This window comes from Nocardiopsis moroccensis (genome assembly GCF_055763695.1).
In genome coordinates, this window is the sequence record NZ_CP199747.1 from 3737370 (window position 1) to 3759351 (window position 21982).

The window sequence follows — 21982 nt, forward strand, 5'->3', positions numbered from 1 at the left end:
CTGGTGTTGGGATGGGGGGACCGATCCCCGAACATGACCTTCGACCGGAGAAGACGTGAGTGAGATGACGAGTACGGGCACCGAACGATTCACGATGTACAGCACCCCCTGGTGCGGATACTGCAAGCGGCTCAAGAGCCAGCTGTCCCGCGAGGGGATCGCCCTGCGCGAGGTGAACATCGAGGAGAATCCGGAGGCCGCGGAGTTCGTGATGAAGGTGAACGGCGGGAACCAGACGGTCCCCACCGTGGTCTTCGAGGACGAGACCGCGATGACCAATCCGTCGCTCGCTCAGGTGAAGAAGAAGCTGGCCGAACTGTCCTGAGGACGGACGGCGCGGGCCGCAGGACGCGGCCCGCGCGGCGGGACCCCTCCCCCCAGGGGCGGACACCCCCGTTCCGAGGGACGGCTCGGCCGAGACCGTAGCTCGGACCATGATGACGGGGAGTGTTGAGTTGGGGGACGATGTGAGGCCTCATGACATAGCGGGCACCGACACGGTGGACGTCGAGGTGGTGCACCGCACCCCGCACGGGTGGCGTGTGGGCACCGGCCAGAGCGGGCACGAGACGCCGGACCTGGTCAGCGCGATGGTCCTGGCGGACCTTCTCACCTCCGAGGCGGGTGCCGACCGTCCTCGGACGCAGGCGCCCGGCCGGGCCCCCGAGGGGGCTTCGGAGGTGGAGCGCCTGCGGCACACGATCACGCAGCTGGAGCACGCGCTGCACTCCCGTGTCGTGGTGGAGCAGGCGATCGGGGTCCTCGCCGAACGGCACACGATGCCGCCGCGCGAGGCGTTCGAGAAGCTGCGCTCCTCGGCCCGTTCCCGTGGCCGCAAGGTCGCGGAACTGGCCCGGGACGTGGTGGAGAGCAGCACCAGCCCGCTGACCGTCCTGCCGGAGGAGCTCTCCACCTGAACCGGCCGCCGGCCGGGACCGGTTGACCGGAACCGGCACGGACACGGGGCGTCCGCTTCCGGGGGGACGGGCGCCCCGCCGCCGGTGTGCGCACCGCCACCGCCGGCGTGCGTTGCCGCCGGGACGTGCGCGCAGACCCGGGGTCACCAGCCGCCGGGGAGCTCCGAGCCGTACCAGTGCTCGATGAGGGTGCGTGCGATGGAGACCCGCCCCGGAAGGACGACCTCCTCGCTGTGCACGGCCTCGGCCAGTTCGGGGCGGGTGAACCAGCGGGTCTCGGCGATCTCGTCGTCGGTGCGCTCGGTCTGGCCCACCGCGCGGGCGGTGTAGCCCACCATGAGGCTGCGCGGGAACGGCCAGGGCTGCGAGGCCACGTAGCGGGGCTGGTCGACGACCACGCCCGCCTCCTCCGCGACCTCGCGGACCACGGCCTGTTCGAGGGACTCCCCCGCGTCGACGAACCCGGCCAGCACGGAGAAGCGGTGCGCGTCCCAGTTCGGATTGTTGCCCAGCAGCGCCTCCTCGCGGCCGTCGCGCTCGCGGTGCACCAGCATGATCACCGCCGGGTCCATCCGGGGGAACTGTTCGGTGCCCTCCTGCTCGCAGACGCGCACGTGACCCGCCTTCTCGATCCGGGTCCCGGCGCCGCAGCGCGGACAGAAGCCGTGGCCGGCGTTCCAGTTGGCGAGGGCGATCGCCCGGGTGAACAGGCCGGTGTCGTGGTCGTTGAGGACCGCCCCGACCTCGCGCAGGGACGCTGGCTCGGCCACCGGGTTGGCGGCCAGCTCCGCGGTGGAGCGGACCGCGAAGTAGGCGCGCTCCCCGTCACTGCCCAGCAGGTAGCGCTCGCCCTCGGGAGCGTGCTGCGGGTCGGTGAGGACGAGTTCCCGGGTGCGGCCGGTGGTGACCAGGGCACGGGACTGTTTGGCCATGAGCGCCTTCCAGCCGTAGCTGCCGGGCTCACCGCCCTCCAGGACCAGGACCCTGGTGGCCGGATCCGCCCAGGCGGCGGCCAGCCAGTCGTCGTCACCGCGCCGGTGTCCGACGGGGTCGACGGTGGAACGGGCGAGCAGGGGTGCGGCTTCGGATTCCATGCGGCCTTCCGGGTTCGTGGTTCTCCTCAAGGTTTAACGCCTCCGGGCCCCGTGCGCACCCCCGCCCGGCTAACCGGTGGCACGGCGGGGGCGCGCGTCCGGGGCTCGGCCCCGGACGGACTCAGGCCTCCTTGGCGGCGCCCAGCTCCTCCCAGAGGTAGGCGGCGCTCTCGGCTCCCTTGAGCAGGAGGGGTGTCTCGACCTTCTCGTTGGGGGCGTGGATACGGTCCTCGTTGAGGCCCACGGCCAGGAACACCAGCGGGGTTTCGAGGATGTCGGCGATGTCGGCCTCGGGGCCGCTGCCGCCCTCGCGGGTGAACAGGACCTCCTTGCCGAAGGCGCGCCCCATCGCGGAGCGGGCGGCCTTCAGCGCGGTGGAGGACAGGTCGGAGGCGCAGGCGCGCACGCCCGGGCCGCCGAACTCCAGTTCGGCGCGGACACCGTCGGGGACGCCCGCCTCCACGTACGCGCGGACGCGGTCCTGGACGTGCAGCGGTTCCTGGCCGGGGACCAGGCGGAAGCTGATCTTGGCGTGCGCGGAGCGGGGGACGATGGTCTTGCCGCCCGCGCCGGTGTGGCCGCCCCACATGCCGTTGATCTCGGCGGTGGGCCGCAGCCAGACGCGCTCCAGGGTGCTGTAGCCCTTCTCGCCGCGGGCCGCGGTGGAGCCGGCGGTGGCCAGCCACGCCGCCTCGTCGAAGGGCAACCGGGCGATGAGTTCGCGCTCCTGCTCGCTGGCCTCGACGACGCCGTCGTAGAAGCCGGGGACCGCGACGCGACCGTCGGCGTCGTGCAGCCCGGACAGCAGGTCGCTCATGACCTTGAGCGGGTTGGGGACGGCGCCGCCGAAGGAGCCGCTGTGCAGGTCCCGCTCGGGGCCGTACAGGCTGATCTCGACGTCGGTGACGCCGCGCATGCCCACGCACATGGAGGGGGTGTCGGCCGCCCACATGGTGGTGTCGGAGATGACGGCGACGTCGCAGGCCAGACGTTCCCGGTTGGTCTTCATCAGCTCGGCGAAGTGCACGGAGCCGGACTCCTCCTCGCCCTCGACCAGGAGTTTGATCGTGACGGGCGGGGCCTCGGCGCCGGAGGCCGCCAGGGCCGCACGCACGCCCAGGGCGTGGAAGAGGACCTGGCCCTTGTCGTCGGAGGCACCCCGCGCGTACAGGGAGGTGCCGCGTTCGGTGGGGGTGAAGGGTTCGGTCTCCCACTCGTCGAGGGGGTCGACGGGCTGCACGTCGTGGTGGCCGTAGACGAGCACGGTGGGCGCGTCGGGGTCGGCGGCGGGCCATTCGGCGAACACGGCGGGCAGCCCCGGGGTCTCCCAAAGCTCGACCGTGGGGAAGCCGGTCCCGGTAAGGTGGTCGGCCAGCCAGCGGGCCGAGCGGCGCACGTCCTCGTGGTGCTCGGGGTCGGCGGAGATCGAGGGGATCGCCAGCCACTCCCTGAGCGAGGTGAGGAACTCGTCCCGGTGCGCCTCGATGTAGGCACGTGCGTCCATCAGCCGTCCTTGTCCTAGACATCCTTGTCAGGATCGACCTTAGAACCTGGACGAACGGCCCGAGAACGGCGGTGGGTGCACAACGCATGGAACCGTTCGGGGCCCGCATCACTCACAACGGGACGGTAGGCGTCCCGGACCGACAGGAGGAAGACTTGAGCACCAACCCCCGGATCGCCGCCAGGTTCAGCGATCTCTTCGATGTCCTGGACACCGACGGCGACAAGTCCGTGACCTGGGACGACTACCAGAGGCTGGTGGACCGGTACGTGTCCGGGTACGGCCTGGAGGCGCAGGCGCCCCGCGCCCTGGCCATCCGGGAGGCGTACGAGGTGATGTGGCACAAGCTGGCCGGGCACGAGGAGGCCGGGGACGGCCGTCTGGACCGGGAGGCGTTCGTGGCAGCCATGCAGGCGGCCTCGGAGGACCGGAGCCGGTCCAACGCGGCCGAGGCCGTGGCGGAGGCGGTGTTCGACCTGTTGGACGCCGACGAGGACGGCCGGATCAGCGAGGAGGAGTTCCTGGTCTACGCGAAGGCCCTGGGCGCGGAGGAGCCGGGCGCCCGGAAGAGGTTCGCGCACGTGGACACGGACGGGGACGCCTTCATCAGCCGGGAGGAGTTCGTGCTGTCCGCCCGGCGGTACCTGTTCGGGGACGACATCGACTCCCCGGGCGGGTTCGTCTTCGGGGTGGTCTGACCGGAGTCGGGCGGCGGAGGACGGGGATCTGCGCCGCCCGGCACGGGTCCCCGCCGGGGGCCGGGGCCCCGTTGTCGGAGCGTGCACGGGAGGGTTCGGAGGGTCCCGGCCCGTGACCCAGGGGTTACCCCCGCCGACACCTGGTCAACGAATCAGGCGCCTAGACCACGAACCGGTATCGGAACCCTCGGATTCGGAACCTTCCCGCCGCACCCGGCGTCCGTTCAGGTGGCATGTCACCACAGATCTAGGAGGCCGCGATGCGGCAGGTCCCCCGTCACCGAATCATCGCCGGAGCAGTTCTGGGAGCGCTTCCCCTGTTCCTGTCCACCGGTTGCTCGTTCGACTTCAGCATCGGCGGCCCCGGCTCCGTCTCCGCCGAGGAGGTCGCCGAGAAGTCCATGGAGATGCTGGCCGAGCAGCCGGCTGGGGCCCCGGACGAGTTCACCTGCTCCGAGGACCTGCCCGCGGAGGTGGGCGCCGAGATCCGCTGCGAGCTCACCAACGGCGGCGAGAGCGTCGGCGTGACCATCACCACGACCTCGGTGGACGGCGGCCGGGCCGAGTGGGACATCAAGGTCGACGATGCCCCGGCCGAGGACACCGCCGCCGAGGACGAGGGCGCGGCCGAGGACGGGGCCGCCGAGGAGACCGGCGGCGACGAGAACAGCACCGCGGCGAGCGGCGGCGAGGTCCCCGTTTCAGAGGTCATCGAGCAGTCGACCACCGCGCTGGAAGCGGAGGGCTATGCCCCCGAGAACCTCGCCTGCACCTCCACCTCCCTCCGTGCGGAGGTGGGAGCCGAGATGAGTTGCAACTTCTTCGAGGACAGCGTCTACCACGACGTCACCATCACGGTGACCACCGTCGAGGGCAGCAGCGTCCTGTGGGACATCCAGGTCGACAAGGCCCAGTAGCGTCGGCGCACCACCCAGCGGCTCCTCCCCAACCGGTGATCTTGCTACCAGAAGCAACTTCGGCGCCGAAATGGCCCCTGGTAGCAAGATCACCGCGAAAAAAGGGGCCGAAGGGGCCCGGGCCACCGAGGCAGGCAACGCCCGTCCTGGGGCAGCCGACAGCGCCCTCCGGGTAGGAACCTGTCGGCGGCAGGACGGGCGTTGCCCGGGGTGGCGCTAGTGGTGCGGTCGGCGGAGCTGGTCGCGGGCCCACAGGTGGGCGAGCAGGTCGTCCCAGGTCCCGGCCTCGTACAGGCCGGTGCGGGAGGCGACCCAGTAGGACTGGGTGGCTTCCCCGAAGTAGATGATCAGGTGCCGGTTGGAATCAGGGCTGCGCCGAAGGCGTCCGTTGAGGGTGGTGGCGGGCGACGGGTGGGCCTGGAGCAGCGCGGCTCGGGCGTGCTCTGTGTGGAACTCCGCCCGGTGCCCGCCCAGGCGGGGCAGGCTCTGCGCCCGGCAGGTCCGGCAGGAGCGGTGCTCACAGGTGGGGCAGGTCGCGCCGATCACCCGGTTCTCCCGCGAGGTCCGGGGCATGGGGATAGGATTCATCGTTGATCCTGCTTTCTTGGTTTTAGCGGACTGGATTTCAGGGTTTGTGTTGGGGCTCAGAGGACGTTGGCGCGTCTTCTGGGCCCTTTTCTCGTTCCTGAGCTCAGGTCAGAGAGTGTTCCAGCAGCTCTCGCTGAGGTCGCTGGCCAGGAAGAACCAGACGTTGCGGAACTCCGGGTTGGCGTTGTCGCCCCACCGGGTGGCCAGGGCGTTGACCATGGCCAGTCCGCGCCCCGACTCGCTCTCCAGGTCCAGCCCGTCCGGGTCCGCGGCGAGGGGGACGGGCCGGGTCGGACGCAGGCTTCCCCGGTCCCGGCAGGTCAGGACCAGCCCGTCGGCCAGCCTTTCCACCTGGAGCGTGTAGCAGGCGCCGTCCTTACTGGAGCGCGAGTGCGCGACGGCGTTGTTGGCGAGCTCCGCGCCCAGGAGAGTGAACAGGTAGCGGTAGTCGGTGGAGCGGTCGGCCGCGCAGGTGTCCAGGAAGGCGCGGGCCAGGGGCAGGAGGGAGGCCAGCCCCGGGAAGCTGTACTGGCGCTTGCGGAAGTGGGGGCGGTCGGGCGCCCCGGAGAAGTAGTGGGCGTGGAAGGGCTTGATGAAGCTGGCCAACGGAACCGTGACCTCGCTTCGCGCGAGCGCCGGGGCGAAGTTGGACATGACGAACACACTCCTTGGCATGACAGAGCACGAACAGGGGTGGGGAAGGTCGCCCGTCGGGAGGTTCACGGTTCCCATGACGCACAGAACGGGCTGGACATAGCCTGACCAGTAAGAATCTCAAAGTCCTCTGGTGATGGACTGGTCGTGGCTACAGCTTCATCTTGTAACTGCGATTCTCAGTTTTCAACGAATAACTGAGAATCGGAGAAGAACTTGCTAGTTTGTCCCTTATGTACCGGCCTTATAGCCCCACCATCCGACGCAGGCGACTGGGCTTCGAGTTGCGTCGCCTCCGCGAAGAGCACGGCCTGACCTTGGACGCAGCCGCTAAAGGTTCAGGAGTCCCAAGAGCCACAGTCGGCAAGATCGAGACTGCCGAGTCCCGCCGTACGCGCGCACGAGACCTGGACGCCTTGGCTGACCTCTATGGCATTGACCAGGAGACTCGCGAAGCGCTCCATCGCCTATCCCGAGAATCGAAGGAAAAGGGGTGGTGGTCCAGGTACAAGGACATCTTCAGCGAAAACGCGCTGCCTGACTTCGAAGCTGAGGCATCGGCGCTTCGAACCTACGAGGCACAGGTCATCCCCGGCCTGTTTCAGACCCCTGCCTACGCTGAGGAGGTCTTCAAGGGTGGACGCGCCACCGATGACCCCAGCATCGCACGAAGAGTGGAAGCGCGACTCACAAGGCAGAACATCCTGGCAGGAGTCAAGGCACCCCACATGACCGCGGTCATCGATGAAGCTGCGCTGAAACGGATAGTTGGCAGCCGAGAAGTCATGTGCGAGCAGCTTGAACACCTCGAACACCTGGCTATGCGACACAACATCGATATCCAGGTGCTCCGCTTCACGAGCGGAGCGCACCTGGGCATGGCTGGAGCGTTCACCATCCTGGACTTCCCAGAGCCGCGTGATCCATCGATCATCTACGTGAGCACAGCAGCCGATGGTCTGTACCTAGAGCAGCCAAGTGACATCGAGCGCTTCAACGTAGCCTTCGGTAATGTGCAAGGCGTAGCACTATCGTCAACTGCATCTGTGCAGTTCATCGCCAGTGTCAAAGCATCGATAGAAAGCGAAAACGAATGATCCTGGAGTTTCGGAAGAGCACCCACAGTGCACAGGATCAGAACTGCGTAGAGGTCGCTCCCATCCCCACCGGCTTCCACAAGAGCAGCCACAGCGGACACGCTCAGAACTGCGTCGAGGTGGGATCGCTCCCCTGTGGTGCGGCGATGCGGGACTCCAAACACCCGGGCGCCGGGCACCTGCCCTTCCCCGCCGCCGAGTGGACCTCCTTCCTCACCACCGCCCTCGGGTAACCGCCTCCGACCCCCTCCAGCAGAACCAGAGCCCGGCCGTGACCGATCCCAGGTCACGGCCGGGGCCTTCGGCTGCGGAATCCGCACCCCACACCCCGGGACTCACTCCGGTTCCGGAACACCGGCGATCAGCGCGGCCAGACCCTCGGCATCCAGCAGGTCGGTGGGGCGCACGGTCTCCCCCGCCCGCACGTAGTGGAACGCCGCCCGGACCTCCTTCAGCCCCACCCCGGCCAGATCGGCCCAGGCCAGGCGGTAGGCGGCGAGCTGCACGCCCACGGCCCGCTGCTCGGCCCCGTTCCCGGGCGGGCGGCCGGTCTTCCAGTCCACCACGTCGTAGCGCCCGGTGAGGGTGTCGTAGAAGACCGCGTCCATCCGGCCGCGGATCAACCGGTCACCGATGACCGTCTCGAACGGCACCTCCACCTCGACCGGCACCCGCGGACCCCACTCGCTCTCCTCGAACTTCCTCTGCAGCTCGGCCAGGTCCTCGTCCTCCCCCGCCGTCTCGTCAGCGGCACCGGGGAGCTCGTCGAGCAGGGTGGCGTGCTGCCCGAAGCGCTGCTCCAACCAGGCGTGGAAAGCCGTGCCCCGGCGCGTGTGCGGCGCGGGCGGCCGGGGCAGCGGCCTGCGGATCTGCCGGGCCAGGGCGGAGGGGTCGCGGGCCAGCCAGACCATGGAGGACACCGACAGGTGGTCCGGCAGCTCCACCTGGACGGTCCCGTCGCCGGGGCCCGCCCTCTCGGTCTCCCGGTGGGCGAGCAGCAGTTCGGTGTCGCGCTCCCACCCCTGGAGGCGGCGGCGCAGCCCCTCGGGGGTCTTCTGAGGACCGGCGGGCCTGCCCGCGCGGAGCCGGGCGCGGGCGCGTTCGACCAGGTCGGCCCCGGCCAGGATCTGGGCGCGGCGGCTGTCCGGCGCAGGCGCGGCCACCGGGGCGGGTCCGGTCTCGAACCCGGGCTCCGGCTCGAACACGGGCTCGGGGCCCGGGTCGTACGGGGGCGGGGGCCCGTCGTCGTACTCGGGGTCGTACTCCGGCTCGTACTCGTGCTCCGGCTCCGGGCCGGGAACGAAGTCGGCACCGGGGTCCGGGTCCACCACGGGCGCGGCCTCGGCCGGGGCCGCGGCGGCCCCGCCCCCCACCGCGGGCACCTCGGCGGGCGGCCACACGGCGGAGGACTCCTCGTCGTCGTGCGGGTTGGTGTCCTCGGGGTCGGGCGGCGGAGCCCAGTGCACGACGCTCCCGGCGCCCCGCTCGCACGCCTCGCGGACCTCCTCCAGGAACTCCGAGGGGCCGCGCGGGCTGCTGCCGGTCCGGCCCCACCAGTGCCCGGTGCACACCAGGGCGTAGGAGGCGCGGGTGACCGCCACGTAGGCCAGGCGCCGCTCCTCCATCAGGTGGCGGGCGTCCTCGGCCTCCTTGAAGGCGGCGATGGACTCCTTGTCCACCCCCTGTAGGACGGGCAGGCTCTGGCGGTCGCCGCGCAGCGGGTACGGCAGCAGGTGCTCGGCCTTCACCCAGGCCAGCGAGTCGCGCGCCTTGGCCGGGAACAGCGGCGCGCGCTTGCCCGCGCTCACCCCCGGCACGATCACCACCGGCCACTCCAGGCCCTTGGCGCCGTGCATGGTCATGAGTTTGACGCTGTCCGAACCGCCGACCCGCTCCCCGGGGCTGAGCGCGCTCTCGTTCTCCTCGGCGGCGTTGAGGTAGCCCAGGAAACTGCCGAGGGTGGGGTCCTCGGTGTTGCCCACGAAGCGGACGGCGTGGTCGACGAAGGCGTCGAGGTCGGCCCGGGCCGACAGCGGGTCCCGGTGGGTGCGGGCGCCCACCTCGATGTCCAGGCCCAGCATGCGCTCGACCTCGGTGATGAGGTCGGGCAGGGGCTGGCCGACGAGTTTGCGCAGGGAGCGCAGTTCCTCGGCGAGGCGGCCCAGGCGTTCGTAGGCGGCCTCGGAGTAGTTCCCGGCGGGGCCGGGGTCGTCGACGGCGTCCACCAGGCTGCCGCTCTCCGCGGTCAGGTCCAGGACGGTGCGGCGCAGCAGGTCCTCGCCGTCCTCGCCCTCCGGGCCCTCCTCGGCGGCGGGCCCGGTCAGGTCGCGGCGGGTGTGCCGGGCGAGTTCGGCGGCCCGGGCACCGAGGGCGGCCAGGTCGCGGGGGCCCATCCGCCAGCGCGGGCCGGTGAGCAGGCGGGCCAGTTCGTTCCCGGCGGAGGCGTCGTGGACCACGCGCAGGGTGGCGATGATGTCGCGGACCTCGGGCACCAGCATGAGCCCGCCCAGGCCCACGACCTCCACCGGGATGTCGTGCGCCTCCAGGGCCTCGCGCAGCGGCGGGAACTGGGAGCGCTTGCGGCACAGGATGGCGATGTCGCCGGGGCTGACCGCCCCGTCGGAGGCCCCGCCGGACTCGCCCTCGGGCCAGGCCCGGCCGTCGGGGGCGAACACCGGGCCGCCGGGGTCCTCGGCGGTGGCCCTGACCAGGCGGCGCACCTGGTCGGCGATCCACGCGGCCTCCCCGGTCTCGGTGGTGAACAGGGCGGTCAGGGCGGTGCCCCGGTCGCGGCGTGCGGGCCCGGGGTGCAGGACGGGCACGTCGGCGGCCTCGGCCCGCAGCGGCTCGGAGATGCGTTCGGCGACGTCGAGGACGCGCCGGCCGTTGCGGAAGCTGACGGACAGGCGGCGCACGGAGGCGGGCCGTCCGGGCGCGGCCGGGAAGTCCGTGGGGAAGCTGGTCAGGTTGGCGGCGATCGCCCCGCGCCAGCCGTAGATGGACTGGCAGGGGTCGCCGACGGCGGTCACCGCGTGCCCGTCGCCGAACAGGGCACGCAGCAGCACGAGCTGGGCGTGGCTGGTGTCCTGGTACTCGTCCAGGAGCACCACCCGGAAGCGGCCCCGCTCGATGAGGCCGACCTCGGTGTGGTTCCGGGCGATGCGGGCGGCCAGCGCCATCTGGTCGCCGAAGTCCATCGCCTCACGGGCGTGTTTGGCGTGGTTGTACCGGTCGACCAGCGGGAGGAGTTCCTCGCGGCGGCGCTGGGTGTCCACCAGGTCCCGGGTCTCCTTGGTGGGTTTGCGGGTCATCCGGTCCAGCCCGGCCTGGATCCACCGGCCGACGCCGCGCACCTGGTCGGTGCCGGTGAGGTGGTCGGCGATCTGCCCGGACAGGTCCAGGACCCGGCGGGTGACGGTATCGGCGCCGACGTCGACGTGGTCCATCGGCCCGTCGTACTCCCCGACGATCCGGGCGGCCAGCTGCCAGGACTGGCCCTCGCTGAGCAGCCGGGAGGTGGGTTCGACCGCCTCGCGCAGGGCGTGGTCGGCCACGATGCGCCCGGCGTAGGCGTTGTAGGTGGAGACCGTGGGTTCGCCGTCCAGCAGTTCCTCGGGGAACTGCTCGGTGGCGCGTAGCTGCTCCAGGCGTTTGCGCACCCGTTCGGCCAGCTCGGCGGTGGCCTTGCGGGTGAAGGTCAGCCCGAGGACCTGCTCGGGGCGCACGTGCCCGTTGGCGACCAGCCAGACCACCCGGGAGGCCATGGTCTCGCTCTTGCCGGACCCCGCCCCGGCGATGACCACCCCGGGTTCCAGCGGCGCGGAGATGACCCGGGCCTGCTCGGAGGTGGGTTCGGGGCGCCCGAGGAGACGGGCGAGCTCTGCCGGGGTGAAAGTCGGTCCGGGGGATCCGGGGGCGGGGGCTGGGAGGGGGTCGGGGGTGGGGGTGCTGGGTTCAGACATGTCTGCCCTCGTCCTGGACCGGACAACAGGCGCGCACGGCGCACGAGTTGCATCCGGTGTTGCGGGTGGCGGCGAAACGGGACCCGCCCATGCCGGTGGCGACCTCGCGCACGAGGGTCTGCGCCCATCCGGGGTCGGGGTCCTCGCCCAGCGGGGGCTGGGCCTGTTCACGCGCCTTCTTGCTGAATGCGGCCCCGCCGACGTGCACCAGTGCGGCGCCGCCGGGTTCGGCCAGGCCGAGCTTGGCGAAGGCGCCCCTGAGCACGGCCATCTGGTAGACGCCCAACTGGGGGTGGCGGGCCAGGTCGTCGGCCTTGTTGCGGCCGGTCTTGATGTCCACCACCACGGCGCGGCCCTGCTCGTCGCGTTCGAGGCGGTCGACGCGGCCGGTGATCTCGATACCGCCGACGTCCACCCGGAACCCCTCCTCGGTGACGACCAGTTCGCGCTCGTTTCCGGCGTCCCAGCTGAGGAGTTTGCGGACCATCTCGTCGGCGCGGTCGCGCTGCTTGTCGGCTTGCCAGGGCCCGCCGAAGTCCAGGTCGGCCCAGATCTCGTCCATCCGGGCGCCCACCTCCTCGGCGCTGCTGCCCTGGGCGACCAGGACGGCGACGGCGTGCACCACGGTGCCGAGCGCGGAGGCGGAGTCGCCGGAGGAGGCCCCGGCGGCGCGTTCGAGCAGCCAGCGCAGCTGGCAGTTGGTGAAGCTCTCCACCTGGGAGGGCGACACCCGGATGGTGTCCTCCTCCTCGGCGAGGGGGCGGTCGTCGGTGAAGGGGGTGAGCGCGTACCACTCGGCCGGGTCGGCCCCCCGGACGCCCTCCTCGGCCAGGCGGGCCAGGTGTGCGGCGGCGGCCTCGACCAGCGGTCCGGGTGCGTCGGGGTCGGTGACCACCGAGCGCAGGTCGGCGACGAGCGCGGGCAGGGAGAGCCAGCGGCGGCCGGTGCTGACCTGTTCGGGCTCGCCCAGGCCCATCTCGTTGATGAAGCGGGAGGGGCGTTCGTCGGTGTCCTCGCCGCCCACGCAGGTGACGTGAAGGGTGCGCCGGGCGCGGGTGAGCGCCACGTAGAAGAGGCGGCGCTCCTCGTGCAGGAGTTTGGCGGCCAGGGCCGCGCCGAAGGAGTCCGCGGCGTGGCTCCGGGCGTCGACCAGTTCCTCCACGCCGAGCAGGGAGCCGCGCAGGCGCAGGTCGGGCCACTCCCCCTCCTGGGCTCCGGCGACCACGACCAGCCCCCACTCCAGGCCCTTGGAGCGGTGCGCGGTGAGGATGCGCACCGCCTCGCCGTCGGGGGCGCGTTCGGCGAGGCTGTCGCCGGGGATCTCCTGGGCGGCCAGGTCCTCCAGGAAGCCGTCGGGGGTGCCGGGCGGCAGGCGGTCGCAGTAGCGGGCGGCGCTCTCGAACAGGGCCACCACGGCGTCCAGGTCGCGGTCGGCCGCGGCCCCCCGGCGTCCGCCCGCGAGGCTGGCGCGGAGCAGCCGGTCGGCGAGGCCGCTCTCGCGCCACAGCTCCCACAGGACCTGTTCGGCGTCGGCGCCCTCGGCGGCCAGGTCGCGCACGGTCCGCAGCGCCTTGGCCACCCGGGTGGCGGGTGCGGCGACCGCGGGGTCCACCAGGGTGAGTTCGCGCGGGTCGCGCAGGGCGTCCACCAGCAGGCGGGCGGAGGGCCGGTACCCCGGGTCCTCGCCGTCCCCGGCCTCCCGGGCCCGGTCCAGGTCCAGGCGGCGCAGGGCGCGCACCAGGCGGCGCAGGCGGACCGTGTCGGCCTCACCGAACGGGCTCATCAGGAGTTCGCGGGCGGACTCCTCGTCCAGTTCCTCCGGGCGCAGGCCATGGCGGATCAGCCCGAGCAGGGGCCGGACGAGGGGTTCGGCGGCCACCGGCAGGTCGTCGGGGCCCACGACCACCGGCACCGAGGCGGCGGTCAGGGCCCGGCGGAGCACGGGGAGCTGGCGGCTGGAGGATCTGACCAGGACCGCCATGTCCGACCACGGGACCCCGTCCACCAGGTGGGCCCGGCGCAGGGTGTCGGCGATGACCGCGGCCTCCTGGGTGGCGCTGTCGGCCATCATCAGGTGCACCTCGCCGTCGGGGACGCCCGCGGCGGGGGTGAGGTCGCGGTGGGCGTTGACCCGGCCGTGTGCGGCGGCGACGGCGGGCAGGCGGCGGGTGAGGCCGCGGGAGGCCGCGAGCAGGGCGGAGCCGCTGCGGCGGCAGGTGCGCAGCGCCACGACCGGCGCGTCGGTGCGCTGGAGCGTGCGGAAGCGGCCGGGGAAGTCGAGGATGTTGTCCACCTCGGCGCCGCGGAAGCCGTAGATGGACTGGTCGGGGTCGCCGACCGCCACGAGGTCGCGGCCGTCCCCGGCCAGGGCGCGCAGGAGTTCCTCCTGGGCGGGGTCGGTGTCCTGGTACTCGTCGACGAACACCACCTCGTGGGCGGCGCGCTCGCGCTCCTGCACCTCGGGGTCGGAGAGCATGTTGGCGGCCACCCGTACCAGCTCGGCGTAGTTGAGCGTGGGCACGGGCGCGATGTCGAAGCGGCCGTTCATCCGGGACAGGAACCCGGCGGCGGCGGTCCAGTCGTCGCGCTCGCGTTCTGCGGCCAGCCCCGCGAGTTCGCCGGGCCCCAGCCCGCGCTCCTGGGCGCGCATCAGGAAGTCGCGCAGCTCCTCCGCGAAACCGCGGGTCTCCAGGGCGGGGCGCAGGCGCTCCGGCCAGCCGGAGGCGCCGTCCTGGAACTCCCAGGACAGGAGTTCGCGGACCTCCATGAGCTGTTCGGGGCCGGACAGCAGCCGGGGCGGCAGGTCGCCCATCCGCTGGAACTCGCGCCGGATCAGGGAGTAGGCGTAGCTGTGGAAGGTCAGCGCCAGGGGTTCGCGGGTGGTGCGGCGCAGCCGTCCGGTGATGCGCTCGCGCAGTTCCTGGGCGGCCTTGCGGCTGAACGTGAGCACCAGGACGCGGGAGGGGTCCACGCCCCGGTTGTCGATGCGGTCCACCACGGCCTCGACGACGGTGGTGGTCTTGCCTGTTCCGGGGCCGGCCAGGACGAGCAGGGGTCCGCCCGGGTGGTCGACGACGCACTGCTGGTTCTCGTCCAGCACCGGCGGCGGCTGCACCTGGTGGGCGCGCCGCACGAGACGGTACGGGGATGTGTTCACGCCCCCAGTTCACCAGAGTCGGATGACCATCCCGGACGGCCGGCCAGGGGTGCGGACGGGCCCTCAGCCTCCGCAGTCCCCGTCCCACCGGGCCCGGCGCATGTCCACACGGTCGCTCCGGGGGCGCATCGGGGTCCCCTCGGCGGCGTAGTGGGATCGGGCACGTACCAGGTGCCCCTCGGCGGGGCGCCCGTCCGCCCGCACCACCCGCCACCAGGGCACTCCCCCGCCCCACTGGGACATGACGGCCCCCACCTGCCGGGGGCCGCCCCGGCCGACGTACTCGGCGATGTCTCCGTAGCTCAGCACCCGGCCCGACGGGATGCGCTCGACCACGGAGAGGACCTCCTCGGTGTAGTCGTCGAGGGTCTCCTCCGGTGCCTCGTCGCCGGGGGTGCGGGTTCGGGGTTCCTCGGGCATGGTGCGAAGCCTAGCCAACCGCCACGACGAAGCGGCTCCGCGGCGGGTTCGGGGCGGCCCCCACCGCAGGGCGCGGCGACCGTCGTCCACCTCGGGGTGTTCCCCACCGCGCTGGCCTTCACCACCTGGGCCTTCGCCCTCTCCCGGATGCCCGCCGGGCGGCTCGGCGCCACCACCTACCTGGTCCCCGCCCTGGTGGTGGCCCTCTCCTGGGCCCTCCTGGGCGAGATACCGGTGCCGGGCGCGCTGCTGGGCGGGGCGCTGTGCCTGGCCGGGGTGGCCGTCTCCCGACGAGGACAGGGCACTGCGGCACAGCCCCCGAAGTCCGTGAAGCCGCCGGAGAACGCCGAGCCCTCCGGGACGGAGCGGAGCCGCCCGCGCTGAGCGGACGGCCCGGGGCCGGGTGGCTACTCCGGCACGGTGTTGCTGTGGCCGCCCCAGGCCAGTTCGGGGTCGCGCCTGCGCGCCGCCCCGGCCATGACCAGCCCGACGGCGCCCAGCACGACGATGGCCCCGCCGCCGATCCATGCGGTCAGAGCGGCCCCGAGGATGTGGGTGAAGCCCAGGATCCACGGCAGCGTGAAGATCAGGGCCCCGACGGCGAGCACCCCGACCTCGCTCGACACCGCTCCCGGGCGGGTCAGCGACACGGCCGCGGCGAGGACGACCGCCAGCCCCAGTACGAAGAACAGCCCGCCGGAGAATCCGTACATCCCGTGCCAGATCCAGCTCAGGCCCACCGCGACACCGAGGACGACCGAAGCCCAGTCCGCCCAGCGTCCCTTCACACGCATAACGCCACCTCCCTGCGGCGGGGGTGCGCGCCGGTGGTCGGCTCGGCACCCCGTGTGGGACCTGTACCCACTCGGGAGGATCCCAGGGCCGGGCGGCACCGGAAAACAGCGGACGGCGCCGGGGAACCCCGGCGCCGTCCTGGTGGCCCCGCGCCCTCGGTGGGCGTGTCGGCCGGGCGGTCCTAGTAGGTGGGCAGGCTCGGGTCGACCTGGTTGACCCAGGCCAGGACGCCACCGCCCACGTGCACGGCGTCGGAGAAGCCGGCGGCCTTGACCGCGGCCAGGGCCTCCGCCGAACGCACACCCGACTTGCAGTGCAGGATGACGCGCTTGTCCTGCGGCAGCTGCTCGAAGGCCTTGCCGTTCAGGAACTGGCCCTTGGGGATGAGCGTCGCACCCGGGATGTTGACGATCTCGTACTCGTTCTTCTCCCGGACGTCGACGAGGAAGACGTCGTCGGCCTTGTTGTCCAGGAGCTCCTTGAGCTCGGGGGCGGTGATGGTCGAGTCCGCAGCGGCCTCGGTGGCCTCCTCGGACACGGCCCCGCAGAAGGCCTCGTAGTCGATGAGCTCGGTGACCGGCTCGGTGTCCGGGTCCTTGCGGACCTTGACCTCGCGCCAGCTCATCTCCAGGGCGTCGAAGATGAGCAGACGGCCGACCAGCGGGTCACCGATGCCGGTGATCAGCTTGATCGCCTCGTTGACCATCACCGAGCCGATGGAGGCGCACAGCACGCCCAGGACGCCGCCCTCCGCGCAGGAGGGGACCATGCCGGGCGGCGGGGGCTCGGGGTACAGGTCGCGGTACTGCGGCCCGTACTCGTTCCAGAAGACGCTGACCTGGCCGTCGAAACGGTAGATCGAGCCCCACACGTAGGGCTTGTTCAGGATGACGGCGGCGTCGTTGACCAGGTAACGGGTGGCGAAGTTGTCGGTGCCGTCCAGGATCAGGTCGTAGTCGGCGAGGACATCCAACGCGTTGTCCGACTCCAGGCGCTCCTGGTGCAGGACGACCTCGACGTTGGGGTTCACCTCCTTGACACTGTCCCGGGCGGACTCGGCCTTGGGCCGGCCGACGTCACTCTGACCGTGGATGATCTGACGCTGGAGGTTGGACTCGTCGACGACGTCGAAGTCGATGATGCCGAGCGTGCCCACACCCGCGGCGGCGAGGTAGAGCAGGGCCGGGGAGCCCAGGCCGCCCGCGCCGACGACCAGCACCTTCGCGTTCTTCAGACGCTTCTGGCCGTCCATGCCCACGTCGGGGATGATCAGGTGACGCGAGTAGCGGCGCACCTCGTCCACGGTCAGCTCTGCGGCTGGTTCCACCAGCGGCGGCAGCGACACGGTGACTCCTCATGTCTGTTCGGGTCGCTTCGCATCCACCCGTGCCGAGGGGCCCACGGGAACATGGGGCGGTGCGCGAAGCTGCTTGCACTCATACCCAACCTAACGGGTGGGGTTTTCCATTCCCACCCCGGGCAGGCGTGGCCCTCGTCGCCCCCGGGGTGGTGCCCTGACCTCCCCAACCACGGCGGCCCGGGAGTTCATCCCGCGCGGATCCCCCTCCCGGCGGCGACCCGGAGGTAGTGTCGCTCGTACGCTCCGCGACGACGTTGGGAGGATCCCGTGACATCTTCCGATCCCAGGGGGAACAGAGGGCGCACCGCCGCAGGCGAGGACCCGGCGGCGGCCGTACCCGAGGCCGACGCGGCCGAACAGCGCGTCCCGGCCGAGGACGAGGACCGCGACGACTGGGCCGAGGAGCCCCCGGAGGGGGCCCTCGACCAGGCCAACGAGGCGGACGTGATCGAACAGGTGCGTGAGGTGGGCCCGGACGAGGAGGAACGCCGCTGAGGCGGATCCGCGCCCCGCACACCGTCGGGGGGCGGGGGCGGCCCGTTCGCCTGCACGGCGGGCGTTTGGCGCCCCTCCCCACCTGCGACGCGGGCTTTCGGCCCGGTCGGTGCGGGAAAGCCGTCGCTCCGTGCTGCCCACACCGAACTTACGCAGCAGTAAGATGAGGGAAAAGCTGCGGGCCGCGTCACAGCGCCGACGCCGGGTCCGACAGCGTCAGCCACGCAGATGTCCAATGAATGGCGTGCATCTGCCATGCCGAGTTCGGAGGGTGTGGGTGTGACAGCTCCTTCAGACGCCCGCGCCCGGGGCACCCGCTTGCCCCGGGTCAGGCGCCGCCGCCAACTCCTGGCCGCAGCTCAGGAGGTCTTCGTCGCCCGTGGTTACCATGCGGCGGCGATGGACGAGATCGCGGACCGCGCGGGTGTCAGCAAACCGGTCCTCTACCAGCACTTCCCCGGGAAGCTGGAGCTCTACCTGGCCCTTCTGGAGGAACACTCCGAGGCCCTGGTCGAGAAGCAGCGGGAGGCACTGGAGAGCACCGACGACAACCGTCAGCGCGTCACCGCCAGTTTCCAGGCCTACTTCGACTTCGTCGCGGGCGACGGAGAGGCGTTCCGGCTGGTCTTCGAGTCCGACCTGCGCAACCTCCCCGCGGTCAGGGAGAAGAGCGAAGAGACGTTCCAGCGCTGCGCCGAGCTGATCGGCAAGGTGATCCGGCAGGACACCAGCATCTCCGACGAGGAGGCGCACCTGCTGAGCATCGCCCTGGTCGGCATGGCCGAGACCAGCGCCCGGTACTGGCTGAACAACCACGGTTCGGTCCCCCAGAACGCCGCCGAGCAGCTGGTGGCCCGGCTGGCCTGGCGCGGGATCAGCGGCTGGGACCTCGCCCGGTCCGGCGAGGAGGACGAGGCCGGGGACTGAGCCCCGGCCCGACGAAGCCACCGCCCCCGGCGCGCGAACGCGCGCCGGGGGCTCTCCTTTTTCCGAACAAGCCTCTTCACACAACAGCGAATCGGGCATTTTCCCACCGCCCGGAAAATAAAAGAACAAAGAAGTAATCATTGCCCGGCAAAGGCTTGGCAATCACCCGGACGCTCGCCCGACAAGCGGTTCGATTCCCATTCTCCGGGTATCGCGAAACTGAGGAGTACCGCGCTTCTCTTCGCCGTATCCGCCGGACACCGACCACCCGGTGCCCTGAGTGGAACTAGCGATTCGGAGGTGAAGACGTATGGACATCGGTCAGGGCCTGACGGACGCCTGGCAGACGATTGTGGGCTTTGTACCCATGCTGCTGGGCTTCCTGGTGATCCTGGTACTGGGCTGGATCATCGCCTGGTTCGTGGGCAAGGCCGTCGGCAAGGGCCTGCACAGCGTCGGACTGGACCGCGCGCTGCACCGCGGAGGTGTGGGCGAGTACTTCGAGCGCAGCCGCTGGACCGCCAGTGAGCTGTGCGGGAAGATCATCTACTACGTCGGGCTGCTGTTCGTGCTGACGATGGCGTTCAACGTCTTCGGACCGAACCCGGTGAGCACACTGCTCAGCGACGTCATCGCGTGGATTCCGAACGGCCTCGTGGCCCTCGTGATCGTCGTGGTCACGGCCATGATCGCCAAGGCCGTCCGGGACCTGGTCACCGGCGCCCTGGGCGGGCTCTCCTACGGGCGCCTCCTGGCCAACGTGGCCGCCGTGGCCATCCTGGCCCTCGGTGTCATCGCCGCGCTGAACCAGATGGGCGTGGCCGTGTCCGTCACCCTGCCGGTGCTGATCGCGGCGCTGGCCACGGTGGGCGGCATCCTGATCGTCGGCGTCGGCGGCGGCATGATCAAGCCGATGCAGTCCCGCTGGGCGCGCTGGCTGGAGGTCGCCGAACGCGAGACCGGACAGCTCACCGGCGAGGGCAGCTACCAGGCCGGGCGTGAGGCGGCGATGAACCGTCCGAGCACCGAGGCCGGGAAGAGCACCGAGTCGAAGAGGGAGGCCACCAGCATGCCGGGGCAGCGCGGCACGGGCGGTGAGCCCACCGTGTGACCGCAGGGACCCGGGTCACCCGCGGGGGCGGCCCGGACAGCGAAGGAGGGCGGGGCCGTGCGGCCTCGCCCTCGTCCTTGTGCCGCCGTCGCGGCCCCGGCTCACAGGAACTCGGAGTCGCGCAGCTCCAGCCGGGCGAGGTGTTCGATACGCCGGAAGGCCAGGACGCCGGTGGCGATCAACGGCAGGAACGCCAACCAGAAGACAATGCTCCCGGGTCCGGTGAAAACCATCGACGCGAGTGCGACGACGAAGATCAGTGCGAAAAGCGCGAAGTCGACGCGATCCTGCTGGATCAGGACGCCGACCGGTGGGCGCGCCGCCCCATGCCGACCGCTCCTCATTCGCATTCCTTTCTCGCGGCTCTTCGGGCCGCTCCGCCAGTCACGGCGCCCGAGATCCACCTGGACCCTGATAACACCGTGAATCCCACGTTGCATTCCGCAGGACCCTGGTCACACCGGGGTGAACCGGCCCCGGGTCGGCCACTGTGGGTTCACCGGTACGTTTCAGCGTACGCCCGGCAACGGCTTTTCGCCGGAGAACCCGTGGGGCGGTGACCGCGATACATCTCGCGTCGTAGGTCACACCCGGCTGCGGATGCCACCAACCTAGCGGACGAAACCGCGCTCCCTCGCCAGTCGGCAGATCGCGAGAATGCGGAGGGTCTCCCAGTCGTAGTCGGCGTCCTCGGAGTCCCAGCCGCGTTCGAGGCAGCCGTCGAGGAAACCGTGGAGGTAGGTTCCGAGGGTGTTCGCGGTGAGTTCGGCACCGCCGGAGACGATGCCCTCGCACACCTGTGCGGCGTGCTGATCCAGCTCAGCGCTCATCCAGGGTTCTACCGGCCCGTCCAGGGGGCCGATCTTGTGGAAGTCACGGGTGAGTCCGGCCAGCGGATGGCGCACGGAGGTCCCACGGGGCATGGAAGTACCTACTCGTGTGGTCAGGAGACGGGAAACTCCATCGACTCTATGCGCGTCGGACCAATGGATCGTAACGAATGTGTTGGAAATTACCCGCACTTGACCAAGTCGCGCCAAGTCCTGGTCAAACATCACAAAAGCACCAGAACCGGTGTCGCACCGGCGATTCGGTGTCCTAATCGGCCAATCCCATGGCGTTAAGTCGCGCGACATGACCCTCGGTGAGGGAGGCGAACATCCGGCTGACCGCGGCGAGGTCGTCCAGTCCCGAGTCGCCCGGGCCCTCCCCGCGCCGCCCCTTGCCCGCCAGAAGCGCGGCGAGCTCCGGCCGGTCCACGGCCACCGCCTGCGCCTGGCTCAGCGCCTCACCGACCAGGCGGCGGGCCCACAGGGACAGGCGGCCGGCCAGCTTCGGGTTCTCCGCCAGCGCGGAACGCACCTGGGCGGCGAGGAACTCCGCGCGCTCGGTCTCGGCGAGCACGTCCTCGACCAGCGCCCGGGTGTCCGCGTCGGCCAATTCGGCGACCTTGCGGTAGAAGTCACCCGCGATGCCGTCGCCGACGTAGGTCTTGACCAGGCTCTCCAGCCAGCTCTGCGGCTCGGTGCGCTCGTGCCACAGGTCCAGCGGCGCGACGAAGGGCTCCATGGCCTCCTCCGGGTCCACCCCGAGCTCCACCAGGCGCTCGCGCAGCGCCTGGTAGTGGTTCTGCTCGGTGGCGGCCAGACCGGCGAGCTGGCCCCTGGTTCGCAGCGAGGGCGCCAGTCCGGCGTCGTCGGCGAGCCGGAAGAAGGAACCGAGCTCGGCGTAGGCGAGCAGTCCGAGAAGATCGATCACGCCGGGGTCGGCGGAGGGGCCTTTGGTCATGCCCGCCAGGGTATCGCCCGTCCCCCAGGCCCCCCAATCGGGGACTAAACGCTGCTCGGAAACGGTTGCACCACCTGGGAGCGGGTACGGTCACAGCCGTCCACAGCCCGGCGAACTGGTATGTGCACCGGGCGAACCAGCAGCTAGACTCAGCGTGATGACCGGCGTGCACGATCACGGCGCCGCGTCCCGCACCCCCGCGACGCGGGCCCTCCCGCGAGTACGTTTCGGCGCCGCGGACGCGGGCGCCCGGTGACGTGTCAGCCGGACACCACAACGTGTCCTCACGAGCAGTGCGGCGTGAGGGAGCAACGGCCCACGCGCCCAGCTACGCACCGCACACGACAACCAGCGGATGGAACCGAGAGACAGCGGCCAGGGTCACCCCCCGGGCCGCGCGGGTCCAGTCGGCAGCGCCACCACGGATCCCTCGCCGAAGCGGGAACCCGGTGAGCCGCGCCCTCCGCGGCGGCCAGAAGCCGCCCGCGACCGCACCCC

Annotated in this window: 22 protein-coding genes; 10 read left to right on the top strand and 12 right to left on the bottom strand. The window is 71.3% G+C overall.

The window, feature by feature from the left end; translation table 11 throughout:
• Positions 1-64: 64 nt before the first annotated feature.
• Entirely contained in the window at positions 65-325 is a 261-nt protein-coding gene (locus ACUKCB_RS16580) for a mycoredoxin (RefSeq protein WP_452546525.1), read from the top strand.
• A gap of 109 nt (positions 326-434) precedes the next feature.
• Positions 435-917, top strand: a complete 483-nt coding sequence (locus ACUKCB_RS16585) for an ANTAR domain-containing response regulator (protein WP_473036508.1) — start codon at positions 435-437, stop codon at positions 915-917.
• Positions 918-1060: 143 nt separating this feature from the next.
• On the opposite strand, the gene nudC is transcribed toward ACUKCB_RS16585, so the two are convergent.
• The gene (nudC, locus tag ACUKCB_RS16590) at positions 1061-2011 is read right to left on the bottom strand and encodes an NAD(+) diphosphatase (protein WP_452546349.1); all 951 of its coding nucleotides are present in this window, start codon (positions 2009-2011) and stop codon (positions 1061-1063) included.
• A gap of 121 nt (positions 2012-2132) precedes the next feature.
• Entirely contained in the window at positions 2133-3515 is a 1383-nt protein-coding gene (locus tag ACUKCB_RS16595; RefSeq protein WP_473036509.1) for a dipeptidase, read from the bottom strand.
• A gap of 155 nt (positions 3516-3670) precedes the next feature.
• Here ACUKCB_RS16595 and ACUKCB_RS16600 point away from each other — a divergent pair, with 155 nt between their 5' ends.
• Together ACUKCB_RS16600 and ACUKCB_RS16605 are read left to right on the top strand one after the other, a co-directional pair.
• On the top strand, positions 3671-4213 hold the full coding sequence (locus ACUKCB_RS16600) for an EF-hand domain-containing protein (protein WP_473036510.1): 543 nt from the start codon (positions 3671-3673) through the stop codon (positions 4211-4213).
• 260 nt (positions 4214-4473) lie between these two features.
• Entirely contained in the window at positions 4474-5130 is a 657-nt protein-coding gene (locus ACUKCB_RS16605) for a DUF4333 domain-containing protein (RefSeq protein ID WP_473036511.1), read from the top strand.
• Between the two features lie 216 nt (positions 5131-5346).
• Here ACUKCB_RS16605 and ACUKCB_RS16610 read toward each other — a convergent pair whose 3' ends face one another.
• Positions 5347-5718 (bottom strand): hypothetical protein, encoded by a 372-nt coding sequence (locus ACUKCB_RS16610; protein ID WP_473036513.1) that lies wholly within the window; start codon positions 5716-5718, stop codon positions 5347-5349.
• A gap of 108 nt (positions 5719-5826) precedes the next feature.
• A complete protein-coding gene (locus ACUKCB_RS16615) occupies positions 5827-6372 on the bottom strand; it encodes an ATP-binding protein (RefSeq protein WP_473036514.1) in 546 nt (181 codons plus the stop codon).
• 233 nt (positions 6373-6605) lie between these two features.
• On the opposite strand from ACUKCB_RS16615, the gene ACUKCB_RS16620 reads away from it, so the two are divergent.
• Together ACUKCB_RS16620 and ACUKCB_RS16625 are read left to right on the top strand one after the other, a co-directional pair.
• Positions 6606-7469 carry a helix-turn-helix domain-containing protein gene (locus tag ACUKCB_RS16620; protein ID WP_473041035.1) on the top strand — a complete coding sequence of 288 codons (864 nt, stop codon included), beginning with the start codon at positions 6606-6608 and terminating at the stop codon, positions 7467-7469.
• Positions 7466-7702 (top strand): DUF397 domain-containing protein, encoded by a 237-nt coding sequence (locus ACUKCB_RS16625; RefSeq protein ID WP_473036515.1) that lies wholly within the window; start codon positions 7466-7468, stop codon positions 7700-7702. The genes ACUKCB_RS16620 and ACUKCB_RS16625 overlap by 4 nt, the downstream gene beginning before the upstream one ends.
• Before the next feature lie 102 nt (positions 7703-7804).
• On the opposite strand, the gene ACUKCB_RS16630 is transcribed toward ACUKCB_RS16625, so the two are convergent.
• The 3 genes from ACUKCB_RS16630 to ACUKCB_RS16640 form a co-directional block, all read right to left on the bottom strand.
• Positions 7805-11431, bottom strand: coding sequence for an ATP-dependent helicase (locus ACUKCB_RS16630; RefSeq protein ID WP_473036516.1), 3627 nt, complete (start codon positions 11429-11431; stop codon positions 7805-7807).
• Positions 11424-14564 (bottom strand): ATP-dependent helicase, encoded by a 3141-nt coding sequence (locus ACUKCB_RS16635; protein WP_473041036.1) that lies wholly within the window; start codon positions 14562-14564, stop codon positions 11424-11426. Before ACUKCB_RS16635 ends, ACUKCB_RS16630 begins: the two co-directional genes overlap by 8 nt.
• A gap of 87 nt (positions 14565-14651) precedes the next feature.
• Positions 14652-15008: an MGMT family protein gene (locus ACUKCB_RS16640; protein ID WP_473036517.1), complete on the bottom strand. Its 357-nt coding sequence runs from the start codon at positions 15006-15008 to the stop codon at positions 14652-14654.
• Between the two features lie 96 nt (positions 15009-15104).
• Between ACUKCB_RS16640 and ACUKCB_RS16645 the strand changes: the two genes are divergently transcribed.
• The gene (locus tag ACUKCB_RS16645; protein ID WP_473036519.1) at positions 15105-15392 is read left to right on the top strand and encodes an EamA family transporter; all 288 of its coding nucleotides are present in this window, start codon (positions 15105-15107) and stop codon (positions 15390-15392) included.
• A 23-nt stretch (positions 15393-15415) separates the two neighbouring features.
• On the opposite strand, the gene ACUKCB_RS16650 is transcribed toward ACUKCB_RS16645, so the two are convergent.
• Together ACUKCB_RS16650 and moeZ are read right to left on the bottom strand one after the other, a co-directional pair.
• On the bottom strand, positions 15416-15802 hold the full coding sequence (locus tag ACUKCB_RS16650) for an SPW repeat domain-containing protein (RefSeq protein WP_473036520.1): 387 nt from the start codon (positions 15800-15802) through the stop codon (positions 15416-15418).
• A 182-nt stretch (positions 15803-15984) separates the two neighbouring features.
• Positions 15985-17148, bottom strand: a complete 1164-nt coding sequence (gene moeZ / locus ACUKCB_RS16655) for an adenylyltransferase/sulfurtransferase MoeZ (protein ID WP_473036521.1) — start codon at positions 17146-17148, stop codon at positions 15985-15987.
• 282 nt (positions 17149-17430) lie between these two features.
• On the opposite strand from moeZ, the gene ACUKCB_RS16660 reads away from it, so the two are divergent.
• From ACUKCB_RS16660 to ACUKCB_RS16670, 3 genes are all read left to right on the top strand, one after another.
• Positions 17431-17658: a hypothetical protein gene (locus ACUKCB_RS16660; protein ID WP_473036522.1), complete on the top strand. Its 228-nt coding sequence runs from the start codon at positions 17431-17433 to the stop codon at positions 17656-17658.
• A 279-nt stretch (positions 17659-17937) separates the two neighbouring features.
• On the top strand, positions 17938-18585 hold the full coding sequence (locus tag ACUKCB_RS16665) for a TetR/AcrR family transcriptional regulator (RefSeq protein WP_473036523.1): 648 nt from the start codon (positions 17938-17940) through the stop codon (positions 18583-18585).
• A gap of 310 nt (positions 18586-18895) precedes the next feature.
• Positions 18896-19696 (top strand): mechanosensitive ion channel family protein, encoded by an 801-nt coding sequence (locus ACUKCB_RS16670; protein ID WP_473036524.1) that lies wholly within the window; start codon positions 18896-18898, stop codon positions 19694-19696.
• A 101-nt stretch (positions 19697-19797) separates the two neighbouring features.
• On the opposite strand, the gene ACUKCB_RS16675 is transcribed toward ACUKCB_RS16670, so the two are convergent.
• The 3 genes from ACUKCB_RS16675 to ACUKCB_RS16685 form a co-directional block, all read right to left on the bottom strand.
• On the bottom strand, positions 19798-20040 hold the full coding sequence (locus tag ACUKCB_RS16675) for a hypothetical protein (RefSeq protein WP_473036525.1): 243 nt from the start codon (positions 20038-20040) through the stop codon (positions 19798-19800).
• A gap of 267 nt (positions 20041-20307) precedes the next feature.
• Complete coding sequence (locus tag ACUKCB_RS16680) at positions 20308-20619, bottom strand: DUF6401 family natural product biosynthesis protein (protein ID WP_473036526.1); 312 nt, start codon at positions 20617-20619, stop codon at positions 20308-20310.
• 175 nt (positions 20620-20794) lie between these two features.
• Positions 20795-21484 (bottom strand): ferritin-like fold-containing protein, encoded by a 690-nt coding sequence (locus tag ACUKCB_RS16685; protein ID WP_473036527.1) that lies wholly within the window; start codon positions 21482-21484, stop codon positions 20795-20797.
• Between the last annotated feature and the right edge of the window lie 498 nt (positions 21485-21982).